Raw genomic sequence first — 14,404 nt, 5'->3', positions numbered from 1 at the left:
CCGGTATCCAGAACAATCAAAGGGTTGCGCAACATCGCTGAGAGAACGGCGCACACGACAATGACACGAACGCGACAATCGCGCGCGGAACGGTTTTGTCCGCGTTGTCGCGTGCGGCGGCAGCGGGGCGTTGTAGAGCCGAGCCCGTGCCCGGTTGCTGTCGTTTGTCGCAAAGCGCAGCCGAGCGTTGGCTCGGCTCTACAGGAGAAGCGGGTTACCTTGCGCCGTCCAGCGCCTGCCGCAGTGCGGCCACGGTGGCGGTGGCGGTCTGGCTCCAGTCCGGGTCCAGGCCGCGCAGCGCCGGGTTCTGGAACTGCATGGCCGAGCGCCGCAGGCCCTTGGCCGAGGCGTGCAGTTCGGTGCAGCCGCTCCGTCGCGCAACGGCCGCGATGTTGGCCGGTCCCAGCCCGGCGCCGGCCATCACCGTGATACGTCCCGCCGCCTGGGTGACCAGACCCGCCAGCACATCGGCGCCGGCCTCGGCGCTGACCTGGCCGCCCGAGGTCAGCACGCGCTGGCAACCCAGTCCGATCACCTGCTCCAGCGCCGCCGGCAGATCGCGGGCAGCATCGAAGGCGCGATGGAAGGTCACCTGCAGCGGCCCGGCGGCCTGCACCAGTTCACGGCACAGCGCCAGATCGATCCCGCCCTGCACATCCAGCGCACCGATCACCACGCCATCGCAGCCGAGCGCGCGGCACTGCGCGATGTCACGCAGCATCAGTTCGGTTTCCAATGCGTCGTAGTGGAAATCACCCGGGCGCGGGCGCACCAGCACGAACAGCGGAATCGACAGGCGTTCCCGGGCAATCGCGATGGTGGCAAACGACGGCGTGGTGCCACCCTCGGCCAGGTTCTCGAACAGTTCGATGCGGTCGGCACCGCCGGCCTGCGCGGCCAGCGCCGAGGCCAGCGAGTTGCTAGCGATCTCCAGGGTCAGCCGCGTGCTCACGCCTGAGTGCTCGTGTAGATCGACGGCGAGTCGCGCAGGTCGTCCTGGCGCTGTCCATCGCACACGGCGTAGACGAAGCCGCGGTGCAACGCGTAGGCACCCACCTCGCCCTGCTTGTTCATGGCCAGGAAGCACACCTGCAATGTTCTGCTCGCTTCGGGGCGCTTGCGCACCACGCGGTCGATGGCTTCGCGGCAGGCCTGCGCGGGCGAGCGCCCTTGGCGCATCAGCTCAACCACCAGGAACGAGGCGGCGTTGCGGATCATCTCCTCACCCACGCCCGAAGCAGTGGCCGCGCCCACTTCGTTGTCGACATACAGGCCGGCGCCGATGATCGGGCTGTCGCCGACCCGGCCGTGCAGCTTCCAGGCCATGCCGCTGGTGGTGCAGGCGCCGGCCAGCTTACCGCGGGCATCCAGCGCCAGCATGCCGATGGTGTCGTGGTTGTCGCTGTTGCCAGGAATACTACGACGCTCAGCATTGATCTGCGGCTGGTACTTCTCGGTCTTCAGCCACTCGCGCCAGGCCGCTTCGGCCTGCGGCGTCAGCAGGTGCCTGCGTTCAAAACCCTGCTGCACCGCGAACTGCTGCGCGCCCTCGCCCACCAGCAGCACGTGCGGGCTGTTTTCCATCACTTTGCGGGCCACCGACACCGGATGCAGGATGTCCACCAGCGCGGCCACTGCGCCACAACGGCCATCACCATCCATGATGCTCGCATCCAGGCTCAGCACCCCGTCGCGATCCGGGTTACCGCAATGGCCGACGGTGGGGTTGCACAGCTCGCTCTCGGCCCAGCGTGCACCGGCTTCAACTGCATCCAGTGCGCTGCCACCCTGCGCCAGCACCTTCCACGCGGCCTGGTTGGCCGGCACGCCGAAGTCCCAGGTCGAAACCACCCTGGCCCCACCCTGCGTGCGCGCCTGCACGCCCGGCAAGGCCACCATGCCTGCGGCCAGTGCGCCGGCCTGCAGGAACTGCCTGCGATCCACCATCTTCCCCTCCCAGTCTGCAATGCACGGCCGGCCCGATGCCGGCCACGCCGATCAGTCGTGCGTGGGCTGCCGTGCGGCGTACCAGACCGCTGCGCCGAGAACGCCCAGCTGGCCATGCTCCACGCGCCATACCGGCACCTGGCGCAGCACCTCGGTCAGCACGCCCTTGTTGAGGAAGCGCTCACGGAAGCGACCATCGGCCAGGAAATCCTGCACATGCGCGGAAATGCCCCCGGCCAGGTACACCGAACGCGCACCCACCGCGATCGCTGCGTCGCCGGCCAGGCTGCCCAGCCAGGCACAGAACACCTGCAGCGTTTCCACCGCCAGCGCATCCTCACCGCTGCGCGCGGCACCGATCAGTGCCTCGGTACTGCTCCACACCGGAGTGACGCCACGCAGTTCGCACAGGCACGGATACAGGTTCATCAGGCCACTGCCGGACAGCACGCGCTCGTTGTCCACGTGCGGCCAGCGCTGCAGCAGCTTGTCCAGCACCTGCAGTTCCAGCGCGTTGCCGGCGCCGAGCGCGGCATGGCCGATCTCGCTGGCCAGCACCGGACGCTCGCCGTCGGCAAAGCGCAATGCTGCACCCAGGCCGGTTCCGGCGCCCAGCACCAGCGCCGGGAACGCCTGCGCCGGGTCAGCATCGCCATTGAGCGGCACCAGGGTGTCAGGCTGCAGGTAGGGAATGGCCAACGCCACCGCTTCAAAATCATTGATCAGCTGCAGCTCATACAGCCCGGACTGCACCCGCGTGGCCGACAGCGAGACCGTCCACGGCAGGTTGGAATTGATCAGCACATCGCCATCGAGCAGGCCGGCGATGGCGACCACCGCGGCCTGTACCGGCTGGCCGAGGCCAGCGGTGAAATCGGCCAGGATCGCGGCCAGGCTGGGGTGCTCGGCGCAGGCGTAGGTGCGATGGCTGCCCAGCAGTGGTGCCTGGCCGGCTTGCGTTTCAGCCAGCGCCAAACGGGCGAAGGTGCCGCCGACATCGGCGACAACGAGACTGCGCGGAAGACCGCCGCGGGCGGAGTCGGTGGAAACCGGAGACGCTGCTGCGATGGTCACGCTGGCCTGCTTGGATCGATTGAATCGCCCCGATTCTCAGGCATCGGGGCGGCTTTGCCTAGCGCGCCGGCGGTTCAGGTTGGACTACATGCCTTCCTGTTCGGCCACCTGCACACCATCCACCAGCACGCGCAGGCGCTGCGGGCGGAAGCCGGCGAACAACAGCGGCCGGGTGCGCTCGACCAGCACCTCATGGCCGGCGATGTGGCGCAGCCACGACTGTACCAGCGAGAACGAGAAGTGGGTGCCCGGATGCAGCGGATGCTGCACCCAGACCTTCTCGGTGGCGCTCTGCAGCAGCATCGCGCCGGTGAACCAGTGGCGGCTGAGGGTGACTGGCGTGGTGCCGGCCATGAAGCGGATATCCATGCGGGGTCCTTTCGCTGGAGCGGAGATGCGGGGGATCAGGGCTGTGCCGTCTGCAGGCTGTAGCGGGTGGTGGCGGTGAATACTGCACCATCAGGCTGGGTAGAGCGTACTTCGACCTTGTGACTGCCCACTGCCAGGTCGGTCGGCAGCGCGCCACGCCACAGGTGCGGCGACGCGGTGGCCTCCGGCGAACGGTCGTAGCCGCGCAGGCTGTCAGCCAGATCGTCAGCCACGTTCTCCACCATCAGGCGCGGATCGGGCTGACTGACCTGCTTCATCGGCTGCCAGGCACCGCCATCGACGCGGTACTCGACCACGCTGGCGTCCTCGCCCATGTAGACGTTGGCGTAGACACCCCACGCCGGATAGGCCCCCTGGCGCAGCACCTTCGGCGCATGCAGGCCGATCTGCTCGCTGGCCGGCTTGCCGGCCACGCGGTACTGCAGTTTGTAGCTGCCATTGCCGGCGACGTCCAGCAACGCGTAGCCCTTTGGCGTGCCATCACTCATGGCGCTGTCCGGCACGCCGGCGGCATCCTTCACCCCGGACCAGAATGCGCCGCAGTTGGCACCGACGTTGTATTCGTGCAGCGGCTTGTCACCGTTCCAGCCGTCGGCCTTGCCGTGGTAGACGTGCTGCTGGGTGTGGCTGTGCCCGCTGAGCACCAGCACGTTGCGGAAGTCCTTCAGCAGGTCGAACAGGCGCTGGCGGTCAGCATGACGGAAGGTCTCGCGCCCCGGCGCGGCGTCGAACAGCGGGATGTGCATGCCCAGCACCAGCAGGCGGTCCTTGTGCAGGCCTTTCAGGTAGCTGGCAAGGAAAGCGAACTGGTCTTCGCGCAGGCCACCGACATACTTCGGCCTTGCGTTGGGGTCATACACCACGTCGTCGAGGAACACGAAACTGGCACCGCCCTCTTCCACCGCGTAGGTGTCCGGGCCGTAGATGTTGCGCCAGCTGTCCAGCGAATGCTCGTCGCTGGCTGCATCGAAATCGAGGTCGTGATTGCCCGGCACATGGAACCACGGCACGCCCAGCGACGTGGTGACCTTGTTGATTGCCGGATACAGGGTCAGATCGTCGTTGACGATGTCACCCAGGGTGGTGCCCATGCGCGCCTTGGTCTGGCCGACCAGCGGCGACACGATCGACTGCTGGTAGTAGCCGATGTCCTTCAGGCTGGCGGTCTGGGAGTCGGTGAAGACCAGCATCTGGAAGCCGCGACGGCTGTCATGGCGATCCGACTGCAGCGCGAAATCCCAGTTGCGGGTGACATCGCTGGTGGCGGCGATGCCGCCGTACTTCAGCGCCGGCGAGCCGTTCGGGCGGAAGTGGCGCCAGAACGAAGGCAGGCCGTCTGTCGCCTTCGGGAACGAATACGCATCGGGCTTGATCACGAACACGGTCTGGCCGTCACGCACCGGAAGGCTGTAGCTGCCATCGGCGGCGGTCTTGACGATCGTCTCGCCGTTGGAGACCTGCACCCCGGCCAGGCCCGGATCGGTCGCACCGCGGCCCGGCTTGCCGTCACGCTCCAGATAGACCTTGCCGGTGACCACGGTGTCCGCAGCCCAGGCCGGCGAGGTCAGCAACAGGCAGCACAGCCAGGCAGCAGGCAGTTTCATGGGAGGCATCCGGCAGAAAGAGACGCGGTATTGTAGAGCCGAGCCACGCTCGGCTGCATTGCCGGCGGGTAGTGCCGGCCGCTGGCCGGCAACCCTTGGATGTCCGACGATCAGGAGGTTGCCGGCCAGCGGCCGGCACTACCACGCTTCAACGATGGCGTTTTTCCAGCACCGCCCGCGCATCGTCCAGCGACAGACCGCGCGCGCGCAGCAGTACCAGCAGGTGGTACAGCAGGTCCGAAGCCTCACCGAGCAGCGCCTCGTCATCCTGCGCAACCGCAGCCAGAGCGGTCTCCACCCCCTCCTCACCCACCTTCTGTGCGATGCGGCGGATGCCGCCCTCGAACAGGCGGGTCGTATAGCTGCCCGGCGGGCGCTGCGCCTCACGCATCGCGACCAACTGGTCCAGCCCGCCCAGGAAGTCCTTCGGCGCCTGGTCGAAACAGCTCTCCGCACCCGTGTGGCAGGTTGGCCCCGCCGGGCGTGCCGTCACCAGCAGCGTGTCGGCATCGCAGTCGACACTGATCGATTGCACCGCCAGGACGTTGCCGGACTGCTCGCCCTTGGTCCACAACCGCTGCTTGCTGCGGCTGAAGAAGGTCATGTGGCCGATGGCCAGCGTGGCCGCCAGCGATTCGGCGCTGACATAGCCCAGCATCAGCACCTGCAGCGTATCGGCATCCTGCACCACGGCCGGCAGCAAGCCGTCACCCTTGCCCCAGTCCAGTGCCTGCAATGCGTCCAACGAAGGCCTGACTTCAATAGACATCCCGCACCTCGATCTGCTGTCCGCGCAGGTAGCGCTTCAATTCTGGAATGGCGATGGCGCCGCTGTGGAACACGCTCGCCGCCAGCGCACCATCGACGTCGGCCTGATCAAAGGCTTCGGCGAAGTGCTCCATCGCACCGGCGCCACCGGAGGCGATCAGTGGCACCTGGCACAGTGCCCGCGCCTGCTGCAGCTGCACGACATCGTAGCCACGGCGCACACCGTCGCTGTCCATGCAGTTCAGCACGATCTCGCCAGCGCCACGCCGTTGAGCTTCGACGATCCAGTCCAGGGTACGCAGCGGTACCGCCTGGGTCTTGTCCGGGTCGCCACTGAAACGGCGCACCCGCCACTGGCCGTCCGCTTCACGTACCGAGTCGACACCCACCACCACGCACTGCACGCCGAACTCGTCGGCCAGTTCAGTGATCAGTTCCGGGCGGCCCAGCGCGGGGGAGTTGATCGACACCTTGTCGGCACCGGCGAACAACACGCGACGCGCGGCTTCCACGCTGTCGATGCCACCGGCCACGCAGAACGGAATGTCGATCAGGCGCGCGATGCGCTCGATCCACGCCACGTCCACCGAACGCGCCTCAGGGCTGGCGCCGATGTCATAGAACACCAGCTCGTCGGCACCCTGGTCGCGGTAGCGCTGCGCCAGCTCGGCGATGTCGCCCATGTCGACGTGGTCGCGGAAGCGCACGCCCTTCACCACGCGGCCATCGCGCACGTCAAGGCAGGGAATGATGCGGCGGCTCAACATGCCAGCGCCTCCGCCAGGTCCATGCGCTGCTCCAGCAGTGCCTTGCCGAGAATCGCACCACCGCAGCCAGCGGCACGCGCCTCGGCCACATCGGCCACGTCACGGATGCCGCCGGACGCCTGCACCGCCACCCCCGGCAGCAATGCCGACAGGTGCTGGTAGAGGCCGATATTGGGCCCGGCCAGCATGCCGTCGCGGGCGATGTCGGTGCACAAGAGGTGGCGCATGCCGGCGCGCGCGTAGCGCTGGGCCAGGTCATCCAGGGTCACCCCGGCGTTCTCGGTCCAGCCGTGCACCGGCAGCTGCCACTGCCCCTGTGCGTCCTGGCGCGCGTCCAGCGCAATCGTGATGCGCTCGGCGCCAAATTCCTCCAGCCAGCCGACCACTTCATCGGGGCGGCGCACCGCCAGCGAGCCGACCACCACGCGGCCGGCGCCAGCATCAAGCATGCGCGCCACATCGTCGCGGCCACGCACGCCACCACCGGTCTGCACCTGCAGCGGCGTCTGCGCGCGGATCGCCGCCAGCAGCGGTGCCAGCGTATAGCCACCTGCGCGTGCAGCATCCAGGTCGACCAGATGCATCCACTGCGCGCCCTGTGCGGCGAAGGCCTGCGCGCGCGGCAGCGGATCGTCGCCGTAGGAGGTTTCCTGCGCGTAGTCGCCCTGGCGCAGCCGCACCACGCGGTCATCGCGGATATCCAGCGCGGGGTAGACGATGAAACTCATGCAGCAGTGCCCTCAAGGAAGTTGCGCAGCATCAGCGAGCCGGTCTCGCCGGAGCGCTCGGGATGGAACTGCGCGCCGTAGTAGCGCCCCTGCTCCACCACGGCAGTGAACAGCCCACCGTGGTCGCACGCCGCGACGGTGTGGGCATTCAGCGGCGCCGCATAGCTGTGCACGAAGTAGGCGCTGGCGCGCTCCGGCACACCCTGCAACAGCACCGACTCACGTAGCGGCAGCAGGCGGTTCCAGCCCATGTGCGGCACGCGGATGCCACAGGCCGGCACCAGCTTGCGCACCACGCCCGGAATCAGTCCCAGTGTCTCCACACCCGCTTCCTCGGAGCGTTCGAACAGCAGCTGCATGCCAAGGCAGATGCCCATCAGCGGCACCTCCAGCCGCTGCAACGGCTCCACCAGGCCCTGCGCGTGCAGGCGCTGCATGCCGGGACCGGCGGCGCCGACACCGGGCAGGATCACCCGCTGCGCACCCACCAGTTCGTCCGCATCGCGCACCAGCCGCACCGTCGCGCCGAGGCGCTCCAGTGCGTAGCGCACCGAGCCCAGGTTGGCACCACCGGCATCGATCAGCGCGACGTCGCTCACAATGCCCCCTTGGTGCTCGGCAGTGCCGTGCCCTGCCGGGCCAGCGCCGGGCGCAGTGCGCGCGCCAGCGCCTTGAAGCAGGCCTCCACCTTGTGGTGATCGTTGTCGCCGCGTACCTGCAGGTTGAGGTTCAGGCCACTGGCATCGCACAGCGAACGGAAGAAGTGCGGCACCAGCTCGGTCGGCATGTCGCCCACCCGCTCGCGCTTGAACTCGCCCTCGAACACGAAGTACGGGCGGCCGCTGAAGTCCAGCGCAGCGCTGGCCAGGGTCTCGTCCATCGGCAGGGTGAAGCCGTAGCGGCCGATGCCGCGCTTGTCGCCCAGCGCCTCGCGCAGGGCCTGACCCAGCGCCAGCCCGGTGTCCTCGATGGTGTGGTGCTCGTCGATGTGCAGGTCGCCCTCGGCCTGGATGTCCAGCGCGAACCCGCCGTGCTTGCCGATCTGTTCCAGCATGTGGTCGAAGAAGGGCAGTCCGGTGGCGATGCGCGCATCACCGGCACGGTCCAGATCGAGTTCAACGCGGATCTTCGTCTCCTTGGTGTTGCGCTGGACCACGGCAGTACGCGGCGCGTCGGCCAGCGCATGGGCGATGCCCGGCCAGTTCCACTCGCCACCGAACTGTTCGGTGCGCAGCTGGAAGCCACGGATGTTGAGGTTGTCGGCGAACTGCAGGTCGGTGATACGGTCCCCCACCATGCCCGAACGCACCCAGTCGATGCTGCGGTCCTGCAGGTAGGCGGTCATCAGGCCGATGCCCGGCTTGCGCGTGGGCGCGTTGTCCTGCGGCCAACTGCAGTCGATCAGCACGTCACGGAAGGTGATGCCCTGGCTCTCGAAGATCTGCAGCATCAGGTCGTTGGGGCCATCGAAGCTGGCGCGTGGGTAGCTGTCGCTGCCCAGGCCATCCTGGTTGGTGACGATCACGAACTGGTAGCCGGCATCACGCAGCTTCAGCAGCGCCGGGATCACCTGCGGCACGAAGCGCAGCTTCTCGTAGGCGTCGATCTGGAAGTCGGACGGCTCCTCGATGAGGGTACCGTCGCGGTCGATGAACAGGATCGGGGTCATGCTGCGGCCCTCCGCGCCGACAGGGCCGCAAGCACGCGGTCGTTCTCTTCGGGACTGCCGATACTGATGCGCAGTGCATCACCCAACTGCGGCGCGGCGCGCTGGTCGCGCACCACCACGCCCACAGCCAGCAGCGTATCGAACGCGGCCTGGGCATCGGCGAAGCGAACCAGCAGGTAGTTGCCGGATGAGCGGTAGACGCGACGCACGCCGGGCAGGCCCGGCAGCGCCTCGCGCAGGCGTTCGCGCTCGGCAATCACCGTGGCTACGCGCTCGGCGGTGATGGTCAGCGCGGCGGGTTGCAGCGCCTGCACCGCCAGTTCCGTGCATGGCGTCGGCACCGGGTACGGCGCCTGGCAGCGGCGCAGCACGGCAATCAGCTCCGGGGCGGCGATCAGGGTGCCAACGCGGGCGGCGGCAAGAGCGTGCGCCTTCGACAGCGTGCGCAGCACCGCCAGATTCGGGTTCGCGGCCAGCAGCGTGGTCGCCGACGGACGCTGCGCGTACTCGACATAGGCCTCGTCCACCACCACCAGTGCTTGCCCGCGCAGCGCAACCACCACCCGCTCGACTTCGTCCAGGGCGATGTCACTGCCGGCCGGGTTCGACGGGGCGCACAGGAACACCAGCTTGGCACCTTGCGCCTTGACCGCGTCGACCACCGCATCCAGATCGGCACGCAGGCCATCTTCGCTGTCCACCAGCGGCACTTCAATCAATGCGGCGCCCTGCAGGCGTGCGCAGACGGCGTACATGCCGAACACCGGCGGCGTGACCACCACGCCGTCGCGGCCCGGCACGCACAGCGCGCGCACCAGCAGATCAATGGCCTCGTCGCTGCCGCGGCCGACCAGCAGCTGCTGTGGCGTCACGCCGTACAGCGCCGCCAAGCCTTCGCGCAACGCCAACGGTTGCGGCTCCGGATAGCGCCGGCTGCTGCCAGCCGCGTCGGCCGTATTGGCCCAGGCGGACTCGTTGGCGTTCAACCAGACCTCGCCCTGCACCGCTGCGCTGCGTGCCGAGCTGTAGCCGGCGAACGCCTGCAGATCCGGACGCACCAGCGCCAGCACCTCCTCGACAGCCGCGCTCATGCCGCCACCTCCATGCGCAATGCCACCGCACGCTCGTGGGCATCCAGGCCTTCGGCGCTGGCGATGATGCGCGCGCAGCCGCCGATCGCGGCCAGGCCGGCGGCACTGGCGCTCTGCACGCTGATCAGGTTCTGGAAGCTGGCAACGCTCACGCCGCTGTAAGCACGCGCGGCGCCGGCGGTGGGCAGCACGTGGTTGGTGCCGCTGCAGTAGTCACCCAGTGCTTCGGGGGTGTAGTCGCCGAGGAACACCGAGCCGGCCGCCTGCACCTTGTCCAGCCAATCGCGCGGTTCACGCAGCGCCAGGATCAGGTGTTCGGGCGCATAGCGGTTGCTGATCGCGAAGGCCTCGTCCAACGAATCAACCTGGATCAGGCGCGACGCTGACAGCGCCTGCCGCGCAATCTGCTGGCGCGGCAGCAGGGCCACCTGGCGCTCGACCTCAACCTCGACCGCGGCCAGCATCGCGGCATCGTCGGTCAACAGCAGCACCTGTGAATCCGGGCCGTGCTCGGCCTGCGACAGCAGGTCGGCGGCGACGAACGCCGGATTGGCGCCAGCATCGGCAATCACCAGCACTTCGGAGGGACCGGCCGGCATATCGATGGCGGCGACGCCATCCTGCGCGACCTGCTGCTTGGCTTCGGTGACGAAGCTGTTGCCGGGCCCGAACAGCTTGTCGCAGGCCGGAACGCTGGCGGTGCCATAGGCCATCGCGGCGATCGCCTGCGCGCCGCCCAACTTGAACGCGCGCTGCACGCCGGTCAGGCGCGCGGCTACCAGCACTGCCGGATCGGCGCTGCCGTCGGCGCGCGGCGGCGTGCACAGCACCACCTGCGGGCAACCGGCCAACTGCGCCGGAACGCCCAGCATCAACGCGGTGGACGGCAATGGCGCGCTGCCAGCAGGTACGTACAGGCCCACCCGGCCGATCGGGCGCAGCATGCGTTCGCAGACCACGCCCGGCGCGGTTTCAACTGCATAGCCTTTACCCATGCCGGCGGCGTGGAAGCGCGCGATGCGCTCGGCGGCGTCCACCATCGCCTGGCGCAGTTCGGCGGGCACGGCCGCTTCAGCAGCGGCGAATTCGGCTTCGGAGACTTCAAACGAGGCCAGCTCGACACCATCGAAGCGCGCGGTGATCGCACGCAGCGCACCGTCGCCCTGTGCACGCACCTGCGCGATCAGGGCCGTCACGGCATCGCGGGTCTGCTGCGCCACGGTCTGCACCGGGCGGGTCAATGCCGCGCTGCGCGCGGCCTCATCAAGTTGGGACCAGATCAGACGGTTCATGCCAGCGACCGCTCCACGCTCAGTACCATGAGGCCCTGCGCACCCGCGCGCTCGAGTTCTTCCATGCGCTGCCAGCTCAGCGGGCCGGGGCACATGGTCTGCAGGCGCAGCGCACCGCCATCGGCCGGCAACCGCACCAGCGGCTCGGCATCGGCCAGCAACTGCGCCAGCGCGTCGACGCGATCCTCGCTGGCGCGGAACATCAGCAGCTTGCGGTCCTGGCGCTGCACCACGCCATCGAGGCGGCGCAGCAGCATCGCGCGCAGCGATGCACGTGCATCATCGGGCACCCGTACTGCACCGGCCAGCACCGCCTCGCTGTCGAGCAGGTTGTGCACCGGGGTCAGCTGATTGGCGCGCAGGGTGGCGCCGCTGGACACCAGATCGCAGATCAGGTCGGCGGTGCCCAGGCGCGGGGCGATTTCCACCGAACCGGACAGCTCGACCACCTGTGCGTCCACTCCCTGCTCGGCCAGCCACTGCGTGAGGATGGCCGGGTAGCTGGTGGCGATGCGGGTGCCGGCCAGCTGCGCCGGACCCTGCCACTGCCATTCCTCCGGCACCGCCAGCATCAGCCGGCACTGGCCGAAGCCCAGCCCGCGCAGCGCCTGATAGGCGTCCGGCAGGCCGACCTGGCGGCGTGCCGCGGCCTGTTCGTCCAGCTCGTTGCGGCCGACGATGCCGAGGTCGCAGACGCCGTCGGCGATCAGGCCGGGGATGTCGTCGTCGCGCACCAGCAGCAGGTCCACCGGCAGCGATTCGCCGTAGCAGAACAGCTTGTCGCGGCTTTCGCGCCAGCTCAGGCCACAGGCGCTGAGCAGGTTACGGGCGGGCTCGGCCAGCCGGCCACTCTTCTGGATGGCGATACGCAGCCGGTCTCGTGCCGGCGCTGCCTGGGTTGCACTCATGGGGGAGGTCTCGAAGTTCGGAACGGGGCGCGGATCAGCGCGAAGCAAGGCGGTCGATGGCAGCGGCATAGCCTCGATGGCCGTGCTCGAGCGTGCGCGCCACCCGTCCGGTGGTGGTCACGCTGACCCCGGTGCGCTCGTGGATCTCGCGGTACGGCACGCCCTGCTGCAGCAACGGCACCACCTTCCAGCGGTCGGCCATGGCTTCCAGTTCGGCCGGAGTGCACAGGTCGCGCAGGAAGGCTTCCACCTCCTCCGGCTCGCGCAGGGCGGCAAAGGCCAGGGCCAAGGCTTCCAGGTCGGCCTTCGGGTCTTTGGCGGCAATCTCGGGGCGGGCTTTCACGGGGTCGTTTCCATGCATCAATGTAATAGCGCGTTAGTACATTAGCGCATTCTTGCGCAGTGCGTCAAATCGGGGGTTGAGGGGGCGGCAAGGCTGCTGCCCTGCACCCGCTAGATGCCGAAGCGACGTCAAATGCTGGATGGCTGAGGGTTGGCGGGGTGGGTCCGGTGGCAGGGGACGCCGTAAATCCGTCCATGGGGGCTTGGCCGCGGCATCCATGCCGCGGACACCCCTGCCTCCGGACCCACCCCGCCGTCGACAGTTTCCTGCGAGCTGTTGGAACAGCAAGGGGTCGGATCCGTTTTCTGAAGGAAAACGGCTCTGACCCCGGAACGCGGCCCGGAAACGAAAACGCCCACCGGGTGGTGGGCGTTTTCGTGGCGTGTTGGCATGCGGCCAACCGGCCGTTACATCACCTTCGACTGCTCCAGCTCCACCTGCAGGGTGCTCGCCAGCTCATCGCGCGACACTTCGAACTGCTGCTCGCGCAGCAGGTCCTTCACCGCCACCACGCCCCGCGCCAGCTCGTCCTCACCGGCCAGCACCACGAAGCGGATGCCCGCCTTGGCCGCGTACTGGAACTGCTTGCCGATCTTCTTCGGCTCCATCTGCACTTCGGTGTTGATGCCACCGGCGCGCAGGCGGCGCGCGATGTCCAGCGACTGCGGCATGCCCTGCTCGTCCATCAGCGCCACCAGCGCCTGCACGCTGCTGGCCTCGATGCCATCGATCAGGCCGGCCTCGCGCAGCTGCCAGAACAGGCGCGACAGGCCGATGGAAATGCCCACGCCCGGCAACTTGGACTTGCTGTAGTGGCTGGCCAGGTCTTCGTAGCGGCCGCCCGAGCAGATCGAGCCGATCTGCGGGTGGTCGGTCAACGTTGTCTCGTAGACGGTGCCGGTGTAGTAGTCCAGGCCGCGCGCAATGGAGAAGTTCAGGCAGTACGCGGTTTCCGGCACGCCCAGCGCCTGCACCAGCTGCAGCACTTCGCGCAGTTCGGCCACGCCGGTACGCAGGATCTCCGAAGAACCGGCGTCGGCTTCAAGCGTTGCCAGCTGCGCCAGCGCATCGGCATGGCCCTGCGAACGCACGGCCACAAAGGCCAGGATCTTCTCGACCTGCTCGCCCGGGATGTTGAAGCCCTCGCCCACCAGCGTCTCGCGCACGTAATCGGCGCCGCGCTTGTCCAGCTTATCCACTTCACGCAGCACCGCCAGCTGGCGCTCGCCTTCGGCCACGCCCAGGCTCTCGAAGAAGCCGCGCATGAGCTTGCGGTTGTTCAGCTGGATGCTGAAGTCACCGATGCGCAGTTCCGAGAACACGGCGTGGATGACCGCCAGAACTTCGGCATCATAGCGAACGCTCAGGCTGTCCTTGCCGATCACGTCGATGTCGCACTGGTAGAACTCGCGGAAACGGCCGCGCTGGGCACGCTCGCCGCGGTACACGCGCTGCATCTGGTAGCGACGGAACGGGAAGGTGAGTTCGTGTTCGTGCTCGGCCACGTAGCGTGCCAGCGGCACGGTCAGGTCGAAGCGCAGCGCCATTTCCGGCAGCGAACGGTCGCCCGATTCGGCCGCATTGGCCAGCGCACCGGTGGATTGCACGAAGTACACCTGGCGCTCGGTCTCGCCGCCGGACTTGGTCAGCAGCACGTCGGACAGCTCGAACACCGGCGTCTCCACCGGCAGGAACCCGAAGCGCTCGTAGTTGCGGCGGATCACGTCCAGCATGCGCTGGAACGCAATCTGCTCGCGCGGCAGCAGTTCAAGGGTGCCGGGCGGGGTACGGGGCTTGATCACGGGCGGAACTCCTGCTGGAAC

Annotated in this window: 15 protein-coding genes; all 15 read right to left on the bottom strand. The window is 68.2% G+C overall.

The genetic code is table 11. From position 1 onward, the window contains the following. Window positions 1-214 precede the first annotated feature (214 nt). The 15 genes from ACS0OT_RS09025 to hisS all read right to left on the bottom strand — a co-directional run bounded on the left by ACS0OT_RS09025 (window position 215) and on the right by hisS (window position 14,383). Window positions 215-952, bottom strand: coding sequence for a copper homeostasis protein CutC (locus tag ACS0OT_RS09025; RefSeq protein WP_442256284.1), 738 nt, complete (start codon window positions 950-952; stop codon window positions 215-217). Further along, window positions 949-1,947, bottom strand: coding sequence for a N(4)-(beta-N-acetylglucosaminyl)-L-asparaginase (locus tag ACS0OT_RS09020; protein ID WP_065177585.1), 999 nt, complete (start codon window positions 1,945-1,947; stop codon window positions 949-951). Before ACS0OT_RS09020 ends, ACS0OT_RS09025 begins: the two co-directional genes overlap by 4 nt. 51 nt (window positions 1,948-1,998) lie before the next feature. After that, the gene (locus ACS0OT_RS09015; protein ID WP_065197007.1) at window positions 1,999-3,021 is read right to left on the bottom strand and encodes a glucokinase; all 1,023 of its coding nucleotides are present in this window, start codon (window positions 3,019-3,021) and stop codon (window positions 1,999-2,001) included. 84 nt (window positions 3,022-3,105) lie between these two features. Next, complete coding sequence (locus ACS0OT_RS09010) at window positions 3,106-3,390, bottom strand: hypothetical protein (RefSeq protein ID WP_005409434.1); 285 nt, start codon at window positions 3,388-3,390, stop codon at window positions 3,106-3,108. Window positions 3,391-3,425: 35 nt separating this feature from the next. Further along, on the bottom strand, window positions 3,426-5,015 hold the full coding sequence (locus ACS0OT_RS09005) for a calcineurin-like phosphoesterase C-terminal domain-containing protein (RefSeq protein ID WP_065177583.1): 1,590 nt from the start codon (window positions 5,013-5,015) through the stop codon (window positions 3,426-3,428). A gap of 148 nt (window positions 5,016-5,163) precedes the next feature. Further along, a complete protein-coding gene (gene hisIE, locus ACS0OT_RS09000) occupies window positions 5,164-5,784 on the bottom strand; it encodes a bifunctional phosphoribosyl-AMP cyclohydrolase/phosphoribosyl-ATP diphosphatase HisIE (RefSeq protein WP_164230043.1) in 621 nt (206 codons plus the stop codon). Beyond that, window positions 5,774-6,550 (bottom strand): imidazole glycerol phosphate synthase subunit HisF, encoded by a 777-nt coding sequence (gene hisF, locus ACS0OT_RS08995; protein WP_065184991.1) that lies wholly within the window; start codon window positions 6,548-6,550, stop codon window positions 5,774-5,776. The genes hisIE and hisF overlap by 11 nt, the downstream gene beginning before the upstream one ends. After that, window positions 6,544-7,278, bottom strand: coding sequence for a 1-(5-phosphoribosyl)-5-[(5-phosphoribosylamino)methylideneamino]imidazole-4-carboxamide isomerase (hisA, locus tag ACS0OT_RS08990; protein ID WP_065177580.1), 735 nt, complete (start codon window positions 7,276-7,278; stop codon window positions 6,544-6,546). The genes hisF and hisA overlap by 7 nt, the downstream gene beginning before the upstream one ends. Beyond that, window positions 7,275-7,877 carry an imidazole glycerol phosphate synthase subunit HisH gene (gene hisH / locus ACS0OT_RS08985; protein ID WP_139727031.1) on the bottom strand — a complete coding sequence of 201 codons (603 nt, stop codon included), beginning with the start codon at window positions 7,875-7,877 and terminating at the stop codon, window positions 7,275-7,277. The genes hisA and hisH overlap by 4 nt, the downstream gene beginning before the upstream one ends. Next, entirely contained in the window at window positions 7,874-8,947 is a 1,074-nt protein-coding gene (hisB, locus tag ACS0OT_RS08980) for a bifunctional histidinol-phosphatase/imidazoleglycerol-phosphate dehydratase HisB (protein WP_442256280.1), read from the bottom strand. The genes hisH and hisB overlap by 4 nt, the downstream gene beginning before the upstream one ends. Continuing rightward, window positions 8,944-10,038, bottom strand: a complete 1,095-nt coding sequence (hisC, locus tag ACS0OT_RS08975; RefSeq protein WP_442256278.1) for a histidinol-phosphate transaminase — start codon at window positions 10,036-10,038, stop codon at window positions 8,944-8,946. Before hisC ends, hisB begins: the two co-directional genes overlap by 4 nt. Then, window positions 10,035-11,330: a histidinol dehydrogenase gene (gene hisD / locus ACS0OT_RS08970; RefSeq protein ID WP_235649546.1), complete on the bottom strand. Its 1,296-nt coding sequence runs from the start codon at window positions 11,328-11,330 to the stop codon at window positions 10,035-10,037. Before hisD ends, hisC begins: the two co-directional genes overlap by 4 nt. Next, window positions 11,327-12,238, bottom strand: a complete 912-nt coding sequence (gene hisG, locus ACS0OT_RS08965) for an ATP phosphoribosyltransferase (RefSeq protein ID WP_053499888.1) — start codon at window positions 12,236-12,238, stop codon at window positions 11,327-11,329. The genes hisD and hisG overlap by 4 nt, the downstream gene beginning before the upstream one ends. A 34-nt stretch (window positions 12,239-12,272) precedes the next feature. Next, entirely contained in the window at window positions 12,273-12,581 is a 309-nt protein-coding gene (locus ACS0OT_RS08960) for a YerC/YecD family TrpR-related protein (RefSeq protein ID WP_111173367.1), read from the bottom strand. Between the two features lie 407 nt (window positions 12,582-12,988). Continuing rightward, window positions 12,989-14,383, bottom strand: coding sequence for a histidine--tRNA ligase (gene hisS, locus ACS0OT_RS08955; RefSeq protein ID WP_065177574.1), 1,395 nt, complete (start codon window positions 14,381-14,383; stop codon window positions 12,989-12,991). Window positions 14,384-14,404 lie beyond the last annotated feature (21 nt).

This window comes from Stenotrophomonas maltophilia group sp. RY12688 (genome assembly GCF_052149045.1).
Lineage (GTDB): Bacteria > Pseudomonadota > Gammaproteobacteria > Xanthomonadales > Xanthomonadaceae > Stenotrophomonas > Stenotrophomonas sepilia.
Note: the sequence above shows the minus strand (reverse complement) of the source record. Positions and strands in the feature narration are given on the sequence as shown.